This window comes from Bradyrhizobium sp. (genome assembly GCF_027451485.1).
Taxonomy (GTDB): domain Bacteria; phylum Pseudomonadota; class Alphaproteobacteria; order Rhizobiales; family Xanthobacteraceae; genus Bradyrhizobium.
Genome location: NZ_DAIDJE010000019.1, coordinates 33,068 through 52,270, shown reverse-complemented (window position 1 = coordinate 52,270; position 19,203 = coordinate 33,068). Strand labels below are relative to the sequence as shown.

Sequence of the window (19,203 nt, the reverse complement as noted above, 5' to 3'; positions counted from 1 at the left end):
GTCTCGGCCGGCGTGTCTTCGGTTGCATCGATCAGGACAAACCAGTCGCCTGCGCCCGCGCCTGCCGCCGCGGGAATTTCCGTCGTCGGCCCGGACAGTCCCGGATCGCTCTCGATCACGTGCATCGAAATGATGCCGTCGGCCGATTGCGGATCGAGCGCGGTGCGTAGCGCCTTGCGCAAGGTGTCGTGCCCGCCGTTTGGGGGACGAATACGGACAATGCCGAGGAATGCGCCGCGGCCCTTGCCGTGGCTTATGGTGATGCGCGCGACGCTGCGAATCATGTTCTTGAAGCGCGCCATCGTCGTCTTCGACCACTCGGTCGGACTGGCGAGGCGGGCTCTGTAGGCAGGACTGTCGAGGACGTCGATCTTTTCCGTCGAGTACAGGCAAAGATATTTTGGCGCGCCGTCTTCGGCAACGTAGCGCCGCGCCTCGATGAAGCCTTCGATCGCGACACGCTCTTCCAGATGTTGGCGGTCATACCAGCGGTTGAAGTCGGCCTCGTGCTCGGGATCGACGTCCATTGACGTCAGCAGCATGCCCTTACCGGCGATCGGCATAGTCGAGCCTCCTTCAGAGTTCTCAACGCTTAAAGTCGGCTGTCGTTGCCCGGCTTGACGCGGCAACCCGTCCGCTTCGAAAAAGTTCTTTTTGGAACGATTTATGCGCGGGTCGAAGCCCACGCGTCACGCGGATGCCGATCACATCTCAATCCTCGACGCCACATCCGCAATTCCGCGCATCACCGCATCGCGTATGCCGGGATCATACAGCGTGTGGCCGGCGCCCTCGACGATGCGAAGCTGAGCATCGGGCCATTTCGCCGCGAGCGCATGCGACGTCGCCGGCGGGCACAACAGATCATAGCGGCCCTGCACGATGATCGCAGGAATGCCCTTGAGCTTGGCTGTCTCGTCCAGAAGCTGGTTGGGACGCATGAAGCAATCGTTGGCAAAATAGTGGGCTTCCATGAATGGCGTTGCGGGCAGAGGGCCGGTCGATCCCAGCGACGCGAGATCGAGCCGCGTGCGCGACGGCGAAACTTCCGACAGGATCCGCTCGGTATCATGCCAGGCACGGGCGAAGGGCCCATGCACGGCAGCATCCGGATCGAGAATGCGCCGCCAATATGCCGTCAGGGGCCGCCCGCGCTCGTCCTCCGGCAGTGCCCCGATGAAGTCCTCGCTCAGTCCGGGGTAAAAGCGCGGCAGCGTCTTCAGGAAGGCGGCGTCGAGTTCCTCGCGCGTACCGAGAAATGTCGCTCGCAGCACAATGCCTGAGACGCGGTTCGGATGGGCTTGCGCGTAAGCCAGTGCCAGCGTGGCGCCCCAGGAACCCCCGACCACCATCCAGCGCTCCAAGCAGAACTTCTCTCTGATCAGTTCCATATCCGCGATCAGGTGTTGCAGCGTGTTGTGCTCGCGGAGGCCCTTTGGGCGGCTGCGTCCTGAACCGCGCTGGTCGAAAAGTACCGCGTGGAAGCGCTCGGGGTCAAACAGCCTGCGGTGATCGGGCTGACAGCCGCTGCCGGGTCCGCCATGCAGATAGACGGCGGGAATGCCGTCTTTGCGGCCGACGCTCTCGACATGGATGCTATGGCCGTCGCCGACCGGCAGCAGTTCCGCGGTCAGCGGCGCGAAGGGATCAGCGCGTTGGACGATCGATTGGCCGGCATCAGGTGCCACTTTCCGTCTCCGGCGTGCCGCCCGCAAAATTTCGATAGATGAAGCGGCTGTGGTTGCCGGCGGCTTCCTCAGCCGCGACCTTGAAAATCCGATCGTGGTGCGGCGACAACGTGCAGGCCGGATCGGTGTTGCCGGCATCCCCCGTCAGCGCGAACGCCTGGCAGCGGCAGCCGCCGAAGTCGATTTCGCGGAATTCGCAGCTCCTGCAGGGCTCACTCATCCAGCTGGTGCCCCGATAGCGGTTGAAGGCTTCGGAGTTTTGCCAGATCCAGGCGATGGAATGGTTGGAGCGCACGGATTCGAACTCGAGACCGGTGATGCTCTCGGCCGCGTGGCACGGCAGGATCTTGCCGCTCGGCGAAATGTTGAAGAACTGCCGCCCCCAGCCGCCCATGCACTTCTTCGGCCGCAGCGCGTAGTAATCCGGCACGACGTAGTCGATGGCGAGGACGCCCTTCAGCCGCGCCTGCGCGTCCTCGACGATGCGGGTCGTTTCCTCGAGCTGCTCCAGCGTCGGCATCAAGGCCGCGCGGTTCTTCAGCGCCCAGCCATAATATTGCACGTTGGCGACTTCGAGCCGGTCGGCGTCGAGATCGACCGCCATCTGGATGATGTCGGGCAATTGATGCAGGTTCTGCCGGTGCATCACTGCGTTCACCGTCAGCGGCAGTTCGAGTTCGCGCGTCCAGCGGGCGACTTCGAGCTTCTTCGCGTGCCCCTTGAAGCCGGCGACGCGATCGGCCACCACCGGTTCGTTACCCTGAAAACTGATCTGCACATGACAAAGTCCGGCATCCGCCAGCGCTGCGAGTTTTTCGCGCGTCAGTAAAACCGCTGAGGTGATCAGGTTGGAATAAAGGCCGACGTCGCTTGCATGCTGGACCAGTTCGACCAGGTCCTTGCGCGCGGTCGGTTCGCCGCCGGAGAAGTGAATCTGCAACACGCCTATCTCGGCGAGTTCGGACAAGACCTTCTTCCATTCCCCGGTCGTCAATTCACTGCCGGCGCGGTCGAGTTCGACCGGGTTCGAGCAATATGGACATTGCAGCGGGCAGCGATGCGTGACTTCGGCGAGCACGGCCAGCGGGATGCCGTACGTCTCCGCCGTTGAACGGCGGGATTCCAGCGTCGCCAGCCCGTCAGCGGGATGGGCGACCGCCTGGCCGGCGTCGGTCAGCGTTGGACTCATGGCGTCTTCTCCCGTGCTTCGGTGAGAAAGCCCTTGTCGGCAAGATCTTGAAGCATGGCGATCACGTCGCTTGAGATCGCATCACGCGGTGCGGCATATTTGGCAGCGAGCTGATCGGCCATCTCTGCGACGCTGCGAATGCCATCGCACAGATGCAGCACTTCCACCGCAATCTCGTCGGGTGCCAGTACGCGCTCGGGGGCGAGGATGACCCAGACCTGCCGCGTCGCATCGAATTTCAATTTGGTGTGGCGCGGCAATTTCGGCCGACTCGCCTCGCTGACGGTGATGTTGCGGCCTGCTGGCATTACTTCTCTCTAGTTGCCACCCTTCGGTACAAAGGCGCCGGGGGGAATATGACCCTCAACATAGGCATGATACAGCGCATCGAGCTGGACCCATAGCACGTTGGTCTTGAAGATCAGCGCGTTGCAGACCGCCTCGCGTTGTTCCGGCGTATTGGCATGGGCCTTGACGTAGTCAAGCGCAAAGCCGGCGTCGCGTGGCGCCTGGGTCAGCCGGCGGCTGAAGTAGCTCATGATGTCGGGATTGACGAAATCGTAGTGCGCCAGCATGCCGGAGATGCGCTCTTCGTGCAGGTTCGGTGCGAACAGTTCCGTCAGTGAGGAGGCGATGGCCTCCAGTGGGCTTTTGTCGCGCACAAAATGCACATAAGCCTCGACCGCAAAACGTGTCGCCGGAAGAATCCCTTCCGTGGATTCGACGTAGGCCGTGTCCAGCCCCAGGCCTTCGGTCAGTTTCAGCCAGCGCTCGATGCCGCCCTCCTTGCCGGTATCGCCGTCATGGTCTTCGATCCGGTGCCGCCATTCCAGGCGCGTGTTGCGGTCGCGGAAGCGCGAGATCACGACCGCATCCTTGATCGGGATGGTGCTCTGATAATAGTAGCGGTTAAGCGCCCATGCCTGCACCTGGCCCTTGTTGAGCTTGCCGCCGTGCAGGAGCCGGTGGAAGGGGTGCAGGCTGTGGTAGCGCGTCTCGCCGATGTAGCGGAGCGCCGCTTCGAGTTCCTCGGCATTATTCAGCACGGTCCTGCCGCCGAGCGAAAGCGCCGTCATGCCTTCCAGCTTCATCTCTAGTGCCCACCTTCCGAAGCTCGTATACACCTCAGCGCCCACTTTCACGAACTTCGGAAAGTCCGTGGGCACCAGCAAACCTATCGCGTCTTATGCCGCATTCCTATTTGAAGTTCCTGGATCGAACCCGCCGCGTGTCGTGCAGGAACTTCAATTGGGCGGCCCCAGTCACAGGGCAATCTCCGTTCCGTCCGCGGGGATCTGCCATCCGGCTCGCTCAGCGGCCTTGCGTTCTGCGGAATCGTGCAGCCACACCGGGTTCGAGTTGTTGATATGCAAGAATATCTTTCGCTCGATGCCAAGACTTTCAAGGGCTGCGATCACGCCTCGTTCGCCCGACATCGAGATATGTCCCATGCTTTGTCCGGTCTTGGTCGAAAGGCCGGCGAGGATCATCTCGTCGTCCCGCCATACGGTGCCATCGAAGAACACAAGCGGCGCTCCCTTGAGCCTCGATTTGAGGTCCTCGGTGATCTCGGCGCAAGCGGCCAGAAAGTAAAAGAACTTGTCCGTGGCCTTTTCGCGGATGCGAAGGCCGAGCGTGTCGCCGGCGCGGTCGCTTTGCCGCTCGCCTTCAAGATACCACGCACTTTTGCCGGTAACCTCAAAGGGGACGATTTCGATGCCTGAAGGCGATCCGTCAGGGAGCGCCGGTTCGAACGATTCATCGATCGCGATTGGTCGCCGCTTGACGTTCTTTTCGCTCAGTACATTGAACACGCTGTTTGCATTCAAGGTCGCGAGCACCTTGGGGTGGGCATAGATCGTAAATGGCCAGCCTTCGCGCATCGACAGCAGGCCGGTAATCGCATCGATCTCGCCATTGGTCAGGATCACGCCTGATATCGGGGAGTGACGAAGCTTGCCAGCTGCAGGGTGAAGCTGGGGTGCCCTGATCAGCTGCTGGCGCAGGTCCGGGGAGGCGTTGATCAAAAACCAGTGGCGGCTGTCGGCGCTGACCGCGAGAGAGGCCTGCGTGCTTTGGAGTTCCGGATGGCTCGTCCGTGCAGCCTGACACACCCGACAACCGCAATTCCATTGCGGAACGCCACCGCCCGCCGCGGCGCCCAGGACGACGACATGCAACATGATCCGTCTCCCGGAAACTCTGAATCGGAATATCTGGAGAGAGATTATCTTGAAAACAACGAAGGTGGACGTTGGGGTGACAAACATCCCGAGGGACGCATCACACCCAGCGATCCACCTTGGTCAGACTAAAGCTTACGCGGTGCCGCTTACTTGCGGGCGGCGCAGGCATACATATTGATTTCCATGCCAACCGGCACTTCGACGATCTTCGGTGCTTTCCAGGCCATTTTGGCTCTCCTCGGGTGAAACCGGACGAAATCCGCCCTCGCTACAAGTTAATACAGATCGAAAAGTTCGCCAGCGGAATCTTGGCTGGACGCGATTCGCGCTCCAGATATTGCATCGCACAATATTTTCGGACCTTATAAGCGACGGCGCGTCAAACCAATGACGCATCAACGGGTTCATCTACCGGAATCTGCGTCGGGGATCGGTCGGTCCGCTCCGGCCGTTTGCGGATAAAGCAACTGTGAAAGACGGCGGGCACCCCCGCCGGTAACGGGTTCGATCATGCCGCGATACTTCTTCAATACGCGAATCGGCGACGAAGTGATCGCCGACCCTGAGGGCGAAGAACTGCGTAACCCCGACCGTGCCTGGGAAGTCGCGCGCGCCATGATCCACGAGCTTCTGCGGATCGAGGGCGTGGAGAACCTGATGCGTGCGGTTCTCGAGGTCACTGACGACGAGGGTGAGATCGTGCTGGAATTCCCGTTCGCCGAGGCCGTCCTCGACGACGAAATTGATGCAGATGACGGCGAGATACCCGTCACCAGGCATTGATGGACCGCGATAGCCCGGATCACGCCGGAGCCGAGCAAATACAAAAAAAATACAAAAAAGTGTCGCACCCGTGTCCGCCTCTCCACGTGGCGCTTCCACCGCGACCGCTCGAAAGATGTTTCCGATTGCATCCCTGCTTGGAAATATTCCACACTGTGGCATGAAGTCCGCCGTCGCCGGCCACGGGTTTGCCGCGCGCACGGATCGAAGACTTCCACAAAGGGAGAAGATTATATGAGGATCAGTTCATCGGCGTCGCGCAGCCTGTTGCTTGCGGGCGCCTTTATCGGCGTACTGAGTTATGGCGCGGCCGCGCAGACGGCCAGCCCCCCGGCCGCGGCGCCTGCCGCCGCCCCGGCGCTTCCGCCGGGTTCGCCGCTGATCGGCCGTCCTGACAATGAGGCGGCACAAAAGCTGGCGCCCGTTGCGGCCCCGCCGATCGCCGCCGCACCGGACAAGCTGCCCATGGACAAGCTGAAGGTGCCGGCCGGCTTCCACCTTGAGGTTTACGCCGCCGGAATGCCGAATGCGCGCTCCCTCGCGCTCGGCGACAAGGGCACGGTCTTCGTCGGCAGCCGCACGGTCGACAAGGTCTATGCCATTATCAACAAGGACGGCAAACGCGAGGTCAAGGTGATCGCTTCCGGCCTGTACCGGCCGAACGGCGTAGCCTTCAAGAACGGCACGCTCTACATCGCCGAACTCTCGAAAATATCCAAGATCGATAATATCGAGGACCACCTCGACAATCCGCCAAAGCCCACGGTGATTTACGACAACCTGCCGAAAGACGAAGCCCACGGCTGGAAGTTCATTGCGATCGGGCCGGACAACAAGCTCTACATTCCGGTCGGCCAGCCCGGCAACAACGTGCTGCATGACAAGGACCATGGCCAGATCCGCCGCATCAACCTGGACGGCTCCGGCGCGGAAGTCGTTGCGCTCGGCGTTCGCAACTCGGTCGGTTTCGACTGGAACCCGCAGACCAAGCAGCTCTACTTCACGGACAACGGCCGCGACTGGCTGTCCGAAGACGTACCGAATGATGAACTCAACCGTGTCACCAAGGTCGGCGAAGACTTCGGCGCACCCTATTGCTATCAGGGCAACATTCCGGATCCGGAGTTCGGCTGGGGTCACTCGTGCAGCGAATTCACCCCTCCCGTGGCTCTGATGGGGCCGCACGCGGCCTCACTCGGCATGCGCTTCTATACCGGCAAGATGTTCCCGGCGAGCTTCAAGGACCAGATCATCGTGGCGCGCCACGGCTCCTGGAACCGGACCCACAAGTTCGGCGGCGATGTCGTCGTGGTGCACCTCAATAAAGACGGCACGGTCAAGAACATCGAGCCGATCGTCACTGGCTTCCTTCAGGATAACAAGTATGTCGGCCGGCCGGTCGACGTGATGCAGCTGAAGGACGGCTCGATGCTGATCTCCGATGACTGGAACGGTGCGGTCTATCGTCTGAGCTACGGCAAGTCGAAGGTCGCCGCGCAATAAGCGCGAGCATTGCAATCGGGGGCGGCCGAACGGTTCGCCCCCGATTTTCGTTTTTAAAGGTGGCTCTGAAGGCAAGATTGATGCGGGCAATAACAAAGATAATGGCCGCGGTGGCGGTGGGATCGCTGGCTTCTTCGGTACAAGCGGCCGAAACCATTGAGCAGCGCGCGGCCGCCTGCTTCGGTTGTCACGGCGAGCACGGCCAATCGGAGACGGCGTACACTCCTTCGTTGGGCGCCCAACAGTCGCCCTATGCGCTGATCCAGCTGTTCATGTTTCGCGAAAAACTGCGCACCTTCGAGCCGATGAACGACATGACGAAATCATTCACCGATGATGATCTGCAAAAATTCGCCGATTTCGTCTCCAGGCTGCCGAAGCCGCAGCCACCGACTGATGTCGGCGATCCCGCGCGAATGCAGAAGGGACTGGCGCTGGCGCAAGCCAACCATTGCAACTCGTGCCACAACGCGGATTTCTCCGGCAAGGAGAACGTGCCGCGACTTGCCAATCAGCGCGAGGACTATTTGAACAAGACGCTCAATGAATACAAGGACAACACCCGTCATGGCTATGACGGCACCATGGCGGACGTGATGGGGTCGGTCTCTAAGGAGCAGATCGCGGCCCTCGCCTATTACATCTCGCATTACCGCTGAGCTCATGCGGCTGGTGCGGCAGTCCTGCTGCCGCTACAACATCTGGCAAGAAGGGGCTTAACATGAACGATATTTGGCGCCTGCCGGCCGAAGAGTTGGCCGGTCTGATCAAGTCGAGGAAGGTTTCGGCAAGGGAAGCCGCCACGGCGGCGCTCGAGCGGCTTGACGCCGTCAACCCCGCAATCAATGCGGTGATCGATCATCGCCCCGACGAAGTGATGTCGCAGGCAGCCGAGGTCGATGCCGCGATCGCGCGCGGCGAAGACCCGGGGCCGCTCGCCGGCGTGCCCGTGACCATCAAGGCCAATATCGACCAGGCCGGCTACGCCAACACCAACGGCCTCAAGATGCAGCGCGATCTCATCGCGCGCGACAACAGTCCCGTCGTGGACAATCTCCGCAAGGCGGGCGCCGTCATGCTTGGGCGAACCAATTGCCCCGCGTTCTGCTACCGCTGGTTCACCACCAACCTGGTCCATGGCAACACCAGGAATCCGCGCGACCCTTCCATCACGCCGGGCGGCTCGTCCGGTGGCGCGGGGGCAGCGGTCGCGGCCGGCATCGGTCACATTGCCCACGGCACCGACATTGCTGGCTCGATCCGTTACCCTGCCTATGCCAATGGCGTCCATGGGCTGCGCACGACGACGGGCCGCATTGCCGCTTTCAATGCCGCGCTGCCCGAGCGGGCCATCGGCCCGCAGATCGCCGCCGTTTCAGGACCGCTGGCTCGGACCATCGGCGACTTGCGGCTCTCACTCGCCGCGATGTCGGCGCCTGATGCGCGCGACCCCTGGTGGGTGCCGGCGCCGCTTGAAGGCCCGCCAATGCCGAAGCGCGCCGCCGTGTGCGTGAATCCGGACGGGCTCGATCCGGTCGCTGAAGTGAAAGCCGCGGTCGTCGATGCCGCCAAACGCCTGGAGCGCGCCGGGTGGATGGTGGAAGAGGTCACGTCGCTGCCTCCGCTGAAGGAAGCGGCCGAACATCAAACCAAGCTCTGGCTCGGCGACAATTATGAAGCGCAGCTTGCCGCCGCCGAGCGCGAGGGAGATCCCGGCGCGCTCGCCTGCCTGCGCGGCAACCGGTCGAAGGTCTATCCGTTCGATCATCTGACGCTGTCAAAGATCCTGACGCGGCGCGCGACGCTGGTGCGCGACTGGTCGCTGTTCCTGGAAAAATACCCGGTGCTGGTGATGCCGGTGTCGGGCGAGTTGCCGTTCGCTGACGAACTCGACACCAAGGATGACGTCTCCTTTGCGCGGGTCTGGCATGCTCAGTTGCCGCAGATCGCTATCCCCTTCATGGGCCTGCCGGGCCTGACAGTCACGACGGACCTGGTTGGCCGCGTGCCGGTTGGCGTGCATGTCGTGGCCGGTCGCTACCGCGAGGATCTCTGCCTCCTCGCGGGCGAGGCGATCGAGGCCGGCGGGGTACCACCGATGCCCGTCGATCCCTATCGGGGTTGAGCATGGGTTCGATCTACGATTTCAGCGCCAAGTCGCTTGCAGGCGAAGAAACGCCGCTCAAGCAGTTCGAAGGCAAGGTGCTCCTGGTCGTCAATACCGCTAGTGCCTGCGGTTTCACGCCGCAATACAAGGGACTCGAAGCCCTGCAGCAGAAATATGCGGAGCGCGGCTTTTCCGTGCTCGGCTTTCCCTGCAACCAGTTCGGACGCCAGGAGCCGGGGACTGCGGTGGAGATTGAAGAGTTCTGCGCGACGAACTATGCGGTGAGCTTTCCGATGTTCGACAAGATCGAAGTCAACGGAAGCAGCGCCCATCCGCTGTATCAATATCTCCGACGCGAAAAATCCGGATTGCTCGGCTCGGCGATCAAGTGGAATTTCACCAAATTCCTGGTCGACCGTTCAGGCAAGGTGGTCGGGCGCTATGCGCCGACTACGACGCCGGAGCAGCTTACCAGGGACATCGAGGCATTGCTGTGAACGAGAAGAACGAAACCCAATCCGATCAATTGCCGGACCGGCTCTCCGTCGATCCCAAGAGTCCCTATTACAATGAGGCGGTCCTGTCGCGCGATGTCGGCATTCGCTTCAAGGGCGTCGAGAAAAACAACGTCGAGGAATATTGCGTCAGCGAAGGCTGGATACGAGTCACCGCCGGCAACGCAAAGGACCGCCATGGCAATCCGCTGACCATCAAGGTGCACGGCCCGGTCGAACCGTACTTCCGGGACAAAAAGTAGCAACCTGTTGCCCTCGGCGGGGCCTGGCGTCCGGCGTCCGTGTAAGGGGCGCGGCTTGGGGGCTTATGCCGGACCCAAGCAAGCGACTACAAGGCGGCGCCCCGAGTGGCCTTCGGCAGAGTCATGCAAGGCCTCGTTCTCAAGGACGACTGCGATTCAAAGCCGCCCGTGCACCCTCCCGTGTTTTGCAGCGCGGGCGCGGTGCTCGCCTTTAGAATCCCTCGAAGAGTAAGCATTCCTCGATAGCGTATCCGCCTCGCCATGTTCTAAGGCGGAGCCACTGCACGCAAACACACGTGCAATGGTCGAGGTCGGCGCGCAATGGAAGAACTGAATGGACGCATGATCGCATGCCAGCTTCTGCTTGCCGGCCTGATTGCGCGTGTCGCCAATGATTCGAAAGATCCCCTGCGGTTTCTGACGGATTTTCGCGACGAGATCCGGGCCGTTGTGAACGGAATCAATATTGCGGGGACGAAAGATTCCGAACGCGCACGCCAGGTCGCAAAGTCGACCATCGACGAACTCTTCTCGCTGATGAAGCCGCCGAGCAGCGATTGAAGTCGCGCCGAACCACCGCAGGTGTTTTGTCGGTGCGCGCGCTTAGAACGACTCTTAGATCGATTCGAATTCAACATTAGAATTGGTTTGATCTAGGGAAGTTCAAATCGCCGTCGTGTTGACCGCAAATTCTTCACTCGGTAGCAACCGTCATCCGCTCACGCAGACGGACCGCGTGAGCAACACGATTGATGATGGGACGATGAGATGAATCCGGTGAGGGCACCGCGCTCGCTGCGAACGAATGCAGCGATCAATTCTGTCGACGAGAGGTCGAACGGCTACTCCGGCGGCAAGGTCTCAGCGGTGGCGGGCCTTGTGGCCGTTGCGTCATTCTCGAGCGCCGAAGCGCAGCAGACGGATTTGCCGCCAGTTTCGGTCGATGCTCCGGTGGCGCGTCCGAAGCCGGCAGCCAGCGCGCCGTCGCCGGATCAGATCAAGGCACGTAACGCGCTCCGCCGTGCGGCGAGGCGTCAACAGGCCAAGCCCGCGGCACCCGCGGCGCCTGCTCTGGCCGCGGATCGGGACCGCTATGCCGACCCGGCTGCGCCCTACAAGGTCGATCATTTGCAGGCTTCGGGCAAATTTCCGGAGCCCTTGCTGAACACGCCCAAGACAGTCACCGCGATTTCCAGGGAGGTGCTGGCGGACGAGAACGCCACTTCGCTAAAGCAGGCGGTTCTGAACGCCGCCGGCGTGACGCTTGGTACCGGCGAGGGCGGTAACGCCTTCGGCGACCGGTTTTTTATTCGCGGTTTCGACACCCGTAATGACGTCTTCATCGACGGCGTGCGCGATTCCGGCGTCAGTGTTCGCGAGAATTTCTTCACGGAGCAGATCGAGATCCTGCGCGGACCCGGCTCGTCATTTGCCGGTCGCGGCACGACCGGAGGTGCGATCAATATCGTCACCAAGCAGGCCAACACCGATCAGAGCTTTTACAATATGGATACGACGTTCGGGACGGACGACACCAAGCGCGTCGTCCTCGATGTCAACCAAGTGGTCAGCCCGACATTTGCGATTCGCGCCGGTGGGCTGTTTCAGGACGCCGATGTTGCTGGCCGGAATTATACCACAGACGATCGCGGTGGTGGTTTCGTCGCGATGAAATGGACTCCGTCCGATGCGGTCAAGGTCACCACCGATTACGTGCACACCGACATCCATGGACTGCCGGATTTCGGTGTGCCGTATTATCGTCCTGGGGAGAACGGAAGCAGCAGCCAGGTGTTTAGGAGTACGGTCGGCGGCCCGTGGCCGAGTTATGGCGCCAACAGCAGCAATTTCTATGGCTTCGTCAACCGCGATTTCTTCTCGGTCCAGCAGGATATCGGCACGGTCAATACCGAAGTCCAAATCACTCCTGACCTGACCCTGAGCGACAAGGCGAGAGCGTCGCATTCGCTCTTGAACTACATCGGGACGATTCCGGAGCGGCCGAGTGTCGTGGGTGCCACGGCGGGTACGCTGACCGCCAATCCGGTCAGCCGGTACCAACCGACCGATGTCATCGATAACCAGTCCGAGGCCACCTACAAGTTCGATACCGGCGGTTGGCATCACACCGCGGTCGGAGGGATCGAAATATCCCGGGAGAGGTCGAGTATTGATAGCTATACGGGTTTGAGTTCGGAGGGAACCGCCAGCATCGGGTCTTTCAGCAGTTCCGGCTCGGCGAGCGGCGTCAGCATTCTCAATCCGCAAGATACGTTTGTAGCGTTTCCGGGCAGCCGGTCGCTCACGGGAAAGCCCACGGATATCTCGATCGACACCACCAGTGCCTACCTGATCGATACCACCAACTATCGCGACCTCCTGATCCTAAACGGCGGCGTTCGCGTGGACGATTACAAGATCAAAACCGCCGGCTTCGGTACGGTGAACGGAACCTCGACCTGGGGATCGCAGGCCGCCGAATCTGTGATGCCGAACTTCAATGTGGGCCTCACACTGAAACCTTTGCCGATCACCAGCTTCTATGCCTCCTATGCGACGTCATCGGATCCGGTAGGTTCAGAATTTGACGGCACAAGCGCAAACTATGGAGGGTTGGCGCCCGTCGTCAACGGCAACTCGAACCAGGTGTTCGGCCCGATGAAGAATTCGGCAATCGAACTCGGCAATAAATGGGAACTGTTTAGGCGTCACTTGCTCCTGAGCGGCGCATTGTTCGAGACCCAGGTCACCAATGCGCGAGAATCGGTCAATGTTACCTCGGCCGCGAACCAAACCCCGGCCTGCCCTTACAACGCCACCGCGGGGTCGGTGCCTTGCATCAGCGCAGGCGCGGCCTATGAAATCCACGGCATAGATCTCGAAGCGTCCGGCAAGATCACTGACAAATGGAGTGTCTTTGGCGGTCTGGTCCTGATGAAATCGGAGGTGACCAGGTCGCTGGTTCCCCCGGCCAACACCACATTGTACAGCACGAACGTCGGACTGCCGCTTGCCAACGTCGCCCATCAATCCTTCAGCCTGCTCAGTAAATATCAGATAGACGACATGTGGGAAGTTGGCGGGCAGGCGGTCTATCGCTCCAAGATCTACGGCGGCACAATGCTCGCGGCCAATCAGGGCACTTCACTGCCGAGTTTCTGGCGCTTTGACGCGTTCGCGGAAGCCAGGATCGACAAGCATTGGACGCTGAAGCTGTTCGTCAACAATATCTTCGACACGCTCTATTACACGGCGCTTTATCAAAGCGCGACGCCGTTCGTGCTGGAAGCGCCGGGACGCACGGCGCAAGTGATGCTTTCGGCAAGGTTCTGAGCGGCGATGCTGATCTGTGTTCCCAGCGTGCTGCGCAAGGACGAGGTCGCGGATTTCCGCCGCCTGATGGATGCGAGCGTGTGGGAAGACGGACGCTCGACCGCCGGCGCACAGTCGGCGATGGTGAAGAGCAACGAGCAGTTGCCGCCGGACAGCGAGATCGCGCGCAGGCTCGGAAACCGCATCGTTTCCGCGCTGACGTCGAATCCGCGCTTCATCTCGGCGGCGATTCCGCGACAGATCTTTCCGCCGCTGTTCAATCGCTACCGGGCGGCCGGAGCCCATCATTTCGGCATACATGTCGACAACGCGGTTCGCGGCGACCGCTTGACGGGGGCGCGCATCCGCACGGATCTGTCGGTGACGCTGTTCCTGTCCGAGCCCGGCGAATATGACGGCGGCGAGCTGGTGGTCGAAGACCTCTACGGCTCACACGAAATCAAGCTCCCAGCGGGCGACCTTGTGCTCTATCCGGCCTCGAGCTTGCACATGGTCACGCCCGTGACGCGAGGTGCGCGCGTCGCCTCGTTCTTCTGGCTGCAAAGCATGATCCGCGATACCCATGCGCGAACGCTGGTTTTCGACCTGGACAATACGATCCAGGCACTGGTGGAACGGCTCGGGCGCGACGATCCCGAGACGGTGCGGCTCACCGGGCTCTATCACAACCTGATCCGGCTCTGGGCTGACGTATAGGCTTTATGCCTGCTTGGGCAGCGCGACGATGTCAAGCAGGCGGCGGCCTTCGCCCTTGAGCATTTTCTTCACCGTGCTGGACGCAACCACCGTGCCGTCGTTGGCATAGGCTTCGTGGTTCTTCTCGATGTCGTCGAGACGGTAGAGATAGTTGACCATGATACCGGCGGATTCACGCATGCCCTTTGACGAGACGTCGCCGAGCCAGTTGATCCGCTCCAGCCGCGCGCCGTTGCCGAGATGGAAGCGCGCGACCGAATCGATCAGGCGCCCCTTGGGCGTGCGCGCTTTCAGGAAATAGTAGGCCGCCAGGGTCTCGACGATCGGACGCAGCTGGCCTTCCAGCTCGGGATTCCGCCACCAATCGGGCTCATCGAGATGTTTGAGAAGGGAACGCTCGTCCTCGGTGACGGGAAGGTAGGCCGTCGTTTTCAGCCATTTCATAAATCCCGGCACCGGCGACAGCGTCACGAAGTTTTCGAGCTTCGGCAATTCGCGCCGCAGCTCCTCGACCACCTGCTTGATGAGGAAATTGCCGAACGAAATGCCGCCCAGGCCGCGCTGTGTGTTGGAGATCGAGTAGAACACGGCGGTGCGCGCGCGTTCGACCGGAACGGCCTCGCGGTCTTCCGCGAGCAGCGGAGCAATCGCGTGCGGAATTTCTTCTGTCAGTGCCACCTCGACGAAAATCAATGGTTCGTCGACCAGTGCGGGATGGAAGAAAGCGTAGCAGCGCCGGTCGACCGGATCGATGCGGCGGCGCAGATCGTTCCAGCCGCCGATTTCGTGCACGGCTTCATAGCGAATGATCTTTTCCAGAATGTTGGCCGGCGTCGACCAGTCTATTCTGCGCAGCACGAGAAATCCCCTGTTGAACCAGGACGCGAGCAGGTGCACGACGTCGCGGTCGAGCGCGGCAAGGTCCCTGTCTTCGCCCTGCTTGTTGTTGCCCATCAAAGTGAGCAAGTCGGCGCGCATGGCGACCAGATTGGCGGTGCCGCCGGGCGCCCGGTTCAGCCGCCGGATCAATTCCTGCCGCCTTGGCTCGGAGGCAAAGTGGAGGGCGCCGCCATTGCCGTCGCGAGGCTCAGCCATCCAGGCTTCGATGGCCTTGTTGACCTTGTCCCGGTCTGGACCGAAATCGCGCGCCAGCGCATGGAAGAAGGCAAGCCTCTGCTCGGCATCGAGATCGTGGTAGCGGTCGAGAACTTCACTGGCCATCGCGGTGCCGGAGGCCTCGCCACGGCCGGATAAGACCGCCTCGCAGAGCCCGATCAGACCGTCGGCGTCTTCCTTGCCGTCGTCCGGCTTGCCGCGATTGAGCAGGGTGCGCCCGCGTTCCGAGATAGTTGCTAGCAAATCGCTGAAAAACGCGTTGGCCATTGCTGATTGGTCGAATCCATTTTGACTGCGGGTGAATGTTACATCGATTTAAAGCGAAGTGCGCCCCAATCAAGCACAACAATTTGTCATGGCGGTTACGACGGACGGCCGTCAAAAGATCGCGCGACGTTCGGCCGGTAACCTGCCGGAAGGCATGCGAAAATGCAGGAAGGCTGGCGTATCCGAGCTCGCTGCGACCTGTTTGATTGAGACGTTGTTCTCGGTTGACAGCCGCTCGACGGCCGCCGCAATCCGCAGCCCGCTGGCACCAGCTCTTGAATCTCAACTGTGTTTCGGAGGTGAACAGCCGCGACAACGTGCGCGCCGAAGTCCCGATCTTTTCCGCCACGACCTCGCTTTCATGCCAGCGGGATCGGCCGGTGCCAGCTCGGCGGCGCGGCCGGTCTCTGCCTGCTGACCATTGCCGCTGCCCTGATCCTGCCCGTGGAAATCCGCACCCCGGCCCTCTGGCCGCGCTGAATTCGGCTCCGACCCGCCAAAAGGCGCCGCCGATGGCAGTATAGGCGCCGGGTTGTCCTGAACTGGGACTTCGGTCCGGCATGCTGCTTGCATTCATATCGGCCGACGCCCTGTTGTGTCGCATTTGGACAGGGCATTCGCAGACGAGCGGAGGGCCGATGACCATTGCAACCACAGCGCCGATGGCCGGCGGCGAGCACTCGAAAATGAACTCGATCGTGTTCGCGAGCTGCTTCGGTACGATTATCGAATGGTACGATTTTCTGATCTACGCGACCGCTGCGACGCTCGTGTTCAACAGGGCCTTTTTCCCGACTTTCGATCCGTTGGCCAGCACGCTTGCCGCGCTTGGCACCTACGCGGTCGGCTTTCTGGCGAGACCGCTCGGCGGGGCCCTGTTCGGCCATTTCGGCGACCGGCTGGGCCGCAAATCCATGCTGGTGCTGACCCTCTTCATCATGGGCTTGAGCACCTTCTGCATCGGGTTGTTGCCGACCTACCAAACCATCGGGGTATTCGCGCCGATCCTCCTGATGATCCTGCGGATCGTCCAGGGCATAGGCCTCGGTGGGGAATGGGGCGGCGCCTCGCTGATGGTGCTGGAGCACGCGCCCGCCGACAAGCGCGGCTTCTATACCAGCTTCGTGCAGATCGGCTTTCCGATCGGTCTCGTGCTGGCGACACTGGTGTTCTCACTTGTGGCCAAGCTGCCGGATGCGGATTTCGCCAGCTATGGCTGGCGGATTCCGTTCCTGGCCAGCATCCTCCTGCTGGGCATCGGCACTTTCGTGCGTTCGCGCGTGCCGGAAACGCCGGTGTTTGAAGGTTTGAAGCGGCGCGATGGCCTGTCCGGCAATCCGGTGGCCGAAGTCGTCGGCAGAAACACCAGGACATTTTTGATCGCAGTAGGCCTGAAACTTTCCGAAGTGTCCTGGGTCTACATGCTCTCCGTCTTCATCGTCGGCTATGCCACGGGCAAGCTCGGCGTGCCGAAGGCGATGTTGTTGGATGCCGTGCTTTACGCCGCGCTGTTCGAACTCATCACCCTGCCGCTGTTCGGATGGCTGTCCGACAAGATCGGCCGGCGCCCGCTTTATATTATGGGTGCGCTGTTCTCGATTGCCTTTGCGTTTCCGCTGTTCTGGATGGTCGACAGCAAGAGCGCGGTATTGATCTTCACCGCCGTGACGATTGCGATGAATTTCGGTCATGGCATGATGTTCGGGCCGGAGTCCTGCTACTTCCCGGAACTGTTCGGCGCGCGCATTCGCTATAGCGGCGCCTCCTTCGGCTTCCAGGCGTCGGCCGCGATCGGCGGCGGTTTCGCACCGATCCTCGCGACCGTGATGGTCGGCTATTTCGGCGGAACCAGCGGTGTCTCGATCATGATGATCGTGCTGGCCCTGATCACGCTTGCGGCGGCGCTGGCGGCGCATGAGACCCGCGGCGCGGCGCTGAGGGATTGATCGCGCTATGCGGTTCGGCATCTTCATTTATGACGGTGTCGAACCGATCGATCTTGCGACCTACGGCGTGCTGTCGATGGCGCAGCGGATCGTGCCGGAAATCTCGATTTGCACAATAGCGCCTTCTCGCGGTCCTGTTGCGCTCGCCAACGGACTGAAGGTAACTGCCGACTACGACATTGATGACGCGCCCGGTTGCGACGTCGTCATCTTCACCGGCGGCCCCGGCTGGGCAGCGCAGGCGAAAGCGCCCGCAACGCTCGACTATGTTCGCCGCGTGCACGCCTCATCCCGTATCGCGTCTGTCTGCACCGGAGGCATGATCCTCGCCGTCAGCGGCGTGCTCGATGGCGAACCTGCCACGACAAAAATCGAAGTCGTGCCGCCGGAGACGTCGCCTGTTGCCATCATGCGCGAGAGATATCCCGAGATCGACGTGCGCGAGGCGATGCTGGTCGAGCGGCCAGACAAAGTGGTGACTGGCGGCGGCGTCACGCTCTGCATCGACACCACGCTGCATTTACTATCGCAGATGTTTGGCGAGCACGTCGCCAACGAGACTGCGCGCATCCTCGAATATCGGCGTGCCTGGCGTGTCAACCGTGAGGCGTTTGGACCGATCCTCTCAGGGCGGCCCGCCGCCCAAGGCGGATAGAAGCTGAGTTTTTATGGCAGGCGCGGTGTTGCGCTTTCCGCCGATCGGCCATAATGGGCTTCAAAGGTCCAATGCTTCACGAAGGGCCAACGGGAGCCGGACATGCGCCAAATTTTCCAGCCGCGGATTGGCGGTCTTATTCTGGGAGTTGCGTTCATGATGACCGGGACGGCCAATGCCGACGCCCTGAAGAATGAGATCGCGCCGACCGGCAAGTTACGGGTGGCGATCGGGATCAGCGCCGCGGGCGGCGCCTATTGGTCCAGGAAAACGGAGAACGGTTACGCCGGCGTGCCCGTCGAGCTCGGCAAGGCGATGGCCGATCAACTCGGTCTGCCCGTCGAATATGTCCCGTTTCCGAATTCGGGACAGATCACGGATGCGGCCGCCAAGGGCGCCTGGGACGTCAGCTTCCTGCCGGAAGATGCCGAGCGCGCCAAGAAGATATCGTTCGGCCCTATCTATGAAGTCGCAGAGGCCACCTACATCGTCAAGGCGGGTTCGACGATCAAGGATTACGCCAGTCTCGATCAGCCGGGCGTCAACGTCGCGGCCGTCAACAATACCACCACCATGCGCGGCGCGGTGGCGCATCTGAAGAACGCCAAGGTCACGGGCTATCAGACCTTCGATGAAATCTTCAATCTGCTGAAAGACGGCAAGATCGATGCCTTCGCGCTGTCGCGCGATCAGCTCAACGCGCTGGCTAAAAAAATTCCCGGTACGCGCGTGCTGGATGAAACCTTCAAGCAGACGATCACCGCGGTCGCGGTGCCGCTCAATCATCCGCTGTCGCTGCAATATGCCAGCAAGTTCCTGACGGACGCCAAGACCAACGGCCTGTTGCGCAAGGCGTTCGACGATAACGGTCTGAAGGACACGCCGTTGCCGACGAAGTAGTCGTTTCCTTCACCTCTCCCCCTTTTCGGGGCCCGCAAGGGCAAGGGGAGAGGTGTTTCACCTTTCGTGCGGACGCA

General features: G+C 61.3%; 21 protein-coding genes. 12 read left to right on the top strand and 9 right to left on the bottom strand.

The window, feature by feature from the left end; translation table 11 throughout:
- From NEZ08_RS02850 to pqqA, 7 genes are all read right to left on the bottom strand, one after another.
- Nucleotides 1-563: DUF4286 family protein (locus tag NEZ08_RS02850; protein WP_298103127.1), on the bottom strand; the 563-nt coding region annotated here is incomplete at its 3' end.
- Nucleotides 564-704: 141 nt separating this feature from the next.
- The gene (gene pip / locus NEZ08_RS02845; RefSeq protein ID WP_298103124.1) at nt 705-1,688 is read right to left on the bottom strand and encodes a prolyl aminopeptidase; all 984 of its coding nucleotides are present in this window, start codon (nt 1,686-1,688) and stop codon (nt 705-707) included.
- Nucleotides 1,678-2,877 (bottom strand): pyrroloquinoline quinone biosynthesis protein PqqE, encoded by a 1,200-nt coding sequence (pqqE, locus tag NEZ08_RS02840; RefSeq protein ID WP_298103122.1) that lies wholly within the window; start codon nt 2,875-2,877, stop codon nt 1,678-1,680. The genes pip and pqqE overlap by 11 nt, the downstream gene beginning before the upstream one ends.
- The gene (pqqD, locus tag NEZ08_RS02835; RefSeq protein ID WP_298103119.1) at nt 2,874-3,185 is read right to left on the bottom strand and encodes a pyrroloquinoline quinone biosynthesis peptide chaperone PqqD; all 312 of its coding nucleotides are present in this window, start codon (nt 3,183-3,185) and stop codon (nt 2,874-2,876) included. Before pqqD ends, pqqE begins: the two co-directional genes overlap by 4 nt.
- A gap of 9 nt (nt 3,186-3,194) precedes the next feature.
- Nucleotides 3,195-3,968 carry a pyrroloquinoline-quinone synthase PqqC gene (pqqC, locus tag NEZ08_RS02830; protein ID WP_298103117.1) on the bottom strand — a complete coding sequence of 258 codons (774 nt, stop codon included), beginning with the start codon at nt 3,966-3,968 and terminating at the stop codon, nt 3,195-3,197.
- 171 nt (nt 3,969-4,139) lie between these two features.
- Complete coding sequence (gene pqqB / locus NEZ08_RS02825; RefSeq protein WP_298103115.1) at nt 4,140-5,060, bottom strand: pyrroloquinoline quinone biosynthesis protein PqqB; 921 nt, start codon at nt 5,058-5,060, stop codon at nt 4,140-4,142.
- Nucleotides 5,061-5,209: 149 nt separating this feature from the next.
- Nucleotides 5,210-5,290 (bottom strand): pyrroloquinoline quinone precursor peptide PqqA, encoded by an 81-nt coding sequence (gene pqqA, locus NEZ08_RS02820; protein WP_012029362.1) that lies wholly within the window; start codon nt 5,288-5,290, stop codon nt 5,210-5,212.
- Nucleotides 5,291-5,573: 283 nt separating this feature from the next.
- Here pqqA and NEZ08_RS02815 point away from each other — a divergent pair, with 283 nt between their 5' ends.
- The 9 genes from NEZ08_RS02815 to NEZ08_RS02775 all read left to right on the top strand — a co-directional run bounded on the left by NEZ08_RS02815 (nt 5,574) and on the right by NEZ08_RS02775 (nt 14,242).
- A complete protein-coding gene (locus tag NEZ08_RS02815; protein ID WP_298103113.1) occupies nt 5,574-5,846 on the top strand; it encodes a hypothetical protein in 273 nt (90 codons plus the stop codon).
- Between the two features lie 234 nt (nt 5,847-6,080).
- Nucleotides 6,081-7,349: a PQQ-dependent sugar dehydrogenase gene (locus NEZ08_RS02810; protein WP_298103109.1), complete on the top strand. Its 1,269-nt coding sequence runs from the start codon at nt 6,081-6,083 to the stop codon at nt 7,347-7,349.
- Nucleotides 7,350-7,429: 80 nt separating this feature from the next.
- Nucleotides 7,430-8,008, top strand: a complete 579-nt coding sequence (locus NEZ08_RS02805) for a c-type cytochrome (protein WP_298103106.1) — start codon at nt 7,430-7,432, stop codon at nt 8,006-8,008.
- 62 nt (nt 8,009-8,070) lie between these two features.
- Nucleotides 8,071-9,474 (top strand): amidase family protein, encoded by a 1,404-nt coding sequence (locus NEZ08_RS02800; RefSeq protein WP_298103104.1) that lies wholly within the window; start codon nt 8,071-8,073, stop codon nt 9,472-9,474.
- 2 nt (nt 9,475-9,476) lie between these two features.
- Nucleotides 9,477-9,953: a glutathione peroxidase gene (locus NEZ08_RS02795; protein WP_298103102.1), complete on the top strand. Its 477-nt coding sequence runs from the start codon at nt 9,477-9,479 to the stop codon at nt 9,951-9,953.
- Nucleotides 9,950-10,213, top strand: a complete 264-nt coding sequence (locus NEZ08_RS02790) for a DUF3297 family protein (protein WP_298103099.1) — start codon at nt 9,950-9,952, stop codon at nt 10,211-10,213. Before NEZ08_RS02795 ends, NEZ08_RS02790 begins: the two co-directional genes overlap by 4 nt.
- Before the next feature lie 321 nt (nt 10,214-10,534).
- Nucleotides 10,535-10,774 (top strand): hypothetical protein, encoded by a 240-nt coding sequence (locus tag NEZ08_RS02785; protein WP_298103097.1) that lies wholly within the window; start codon nt 10,535-10,537, stop codon nt 10,772-10,774.
- Between the two features lie 207 nt (nt 10,775-10,981).
- Nucleotides 10,982-13,546 (top strand): TonB-dependent siderophore receptor, encoded by a 2,565-nt coding sequence (locus NEZ08_RS02780; protein ID WP_298103094.1) that lies wholly within the window; start codon nt 10,982-10,984, stop codon nt 13,544-13,546.
- A gap of 6 nt (nt 13,547-13,552) precedes the next feature.
- Nucleotides 13,553-14,242 (top strand): Fe2+-dependent dioxygenase, encoded by a 690-nt coding sequence (locus NEZ08_RS02775; RefSeq protein WP_298103092.1) that lies wholly within the window; start codon nt 13,553-13,555, stop codon nt 14,240-14,242.
- 3 nt (nt 14,243-14,245) lie between these two features.
- Here NEZ08_RS02775 and NEZ08_RS02770 read toward each other — a convergent pair whose 3' ends face one another.
- Both NEZ08_RS02770 and NEZ08_RS25725 read right to left on the bottom strand, forming a co-directional pair.
- A complete protein-coding gene (locus NEZ08_RS02770) occupies nt 14,246-15,463 on the bottom strand; it encodes a malonyl-CoA decarboxylase (protein ID WP_367278361.1) in 1,218 nt (405 codons plus the stop codon).
- Nucleotides 15,453-16,187: a helix-turn-helix domain-containing protein gene (locus NEZ08_RS25725; protein ID WP_367278362.1), complete on the bottom strand. Its 735-nt coding sequence runs from the start codon at nt 16,185-16,187 to the stop codon at nt 15,453-15,455. The genes NEZ08_RS02770 and NEZ08_RS25725 overlap by 11 nt, the downstream gene beginning before the upstream one ends.
- A gap of 76 nt (nt 16,188-16,263) precedes the next feature.
- On the opposite strand from NEZ08_RS25725, the gene NEZ08_RS02760 reads away from it, so the two are divergent.
- From NEZ08_RS02760 to NEZ08_RS02750, 3 genes are all read left to right on the top strand, one after another.
- Entirely contained in the window at nt 16,264-17,571 is a 1,308-nt protein-coding gene (locus NEZ08_RS02760; RefSeq protein ID WP_298103087.1) for an MFS transporter, read from the top strand.
- A gap of 7 nt (nt 17,572-17,578) precedes the next feature.
- Nucleotides 17,579-18,226 (top strand): DJ-1/PfpI family protein, encoded by a 648-nt coding sequence (locus NEZ08_RS02755; RefSeq protein WP_298103084.1) that lies wholly within the window; start codon nt 17,579-17,581, stop codon nt 18,224-18,226.
- A 159-nt stretch (nt 18,227-18,385) separates the two neighbouring features.
- The gene (locus tag NEZ08_RS02750; RefSeq protein WP_298103133.1) at nt 18,386-19,126 is read left to right on the top strand and encodes a transporter substrate-binding domain-containing protein; all 741 of its coding nucleotides are present in this window, start codon (nt 18,386-18,388) and stop codon (nt 19,124-19,126) included.
- The last annotated feature ends 77 nt before the right edge of the window (nt 19,127-19,203 follow it).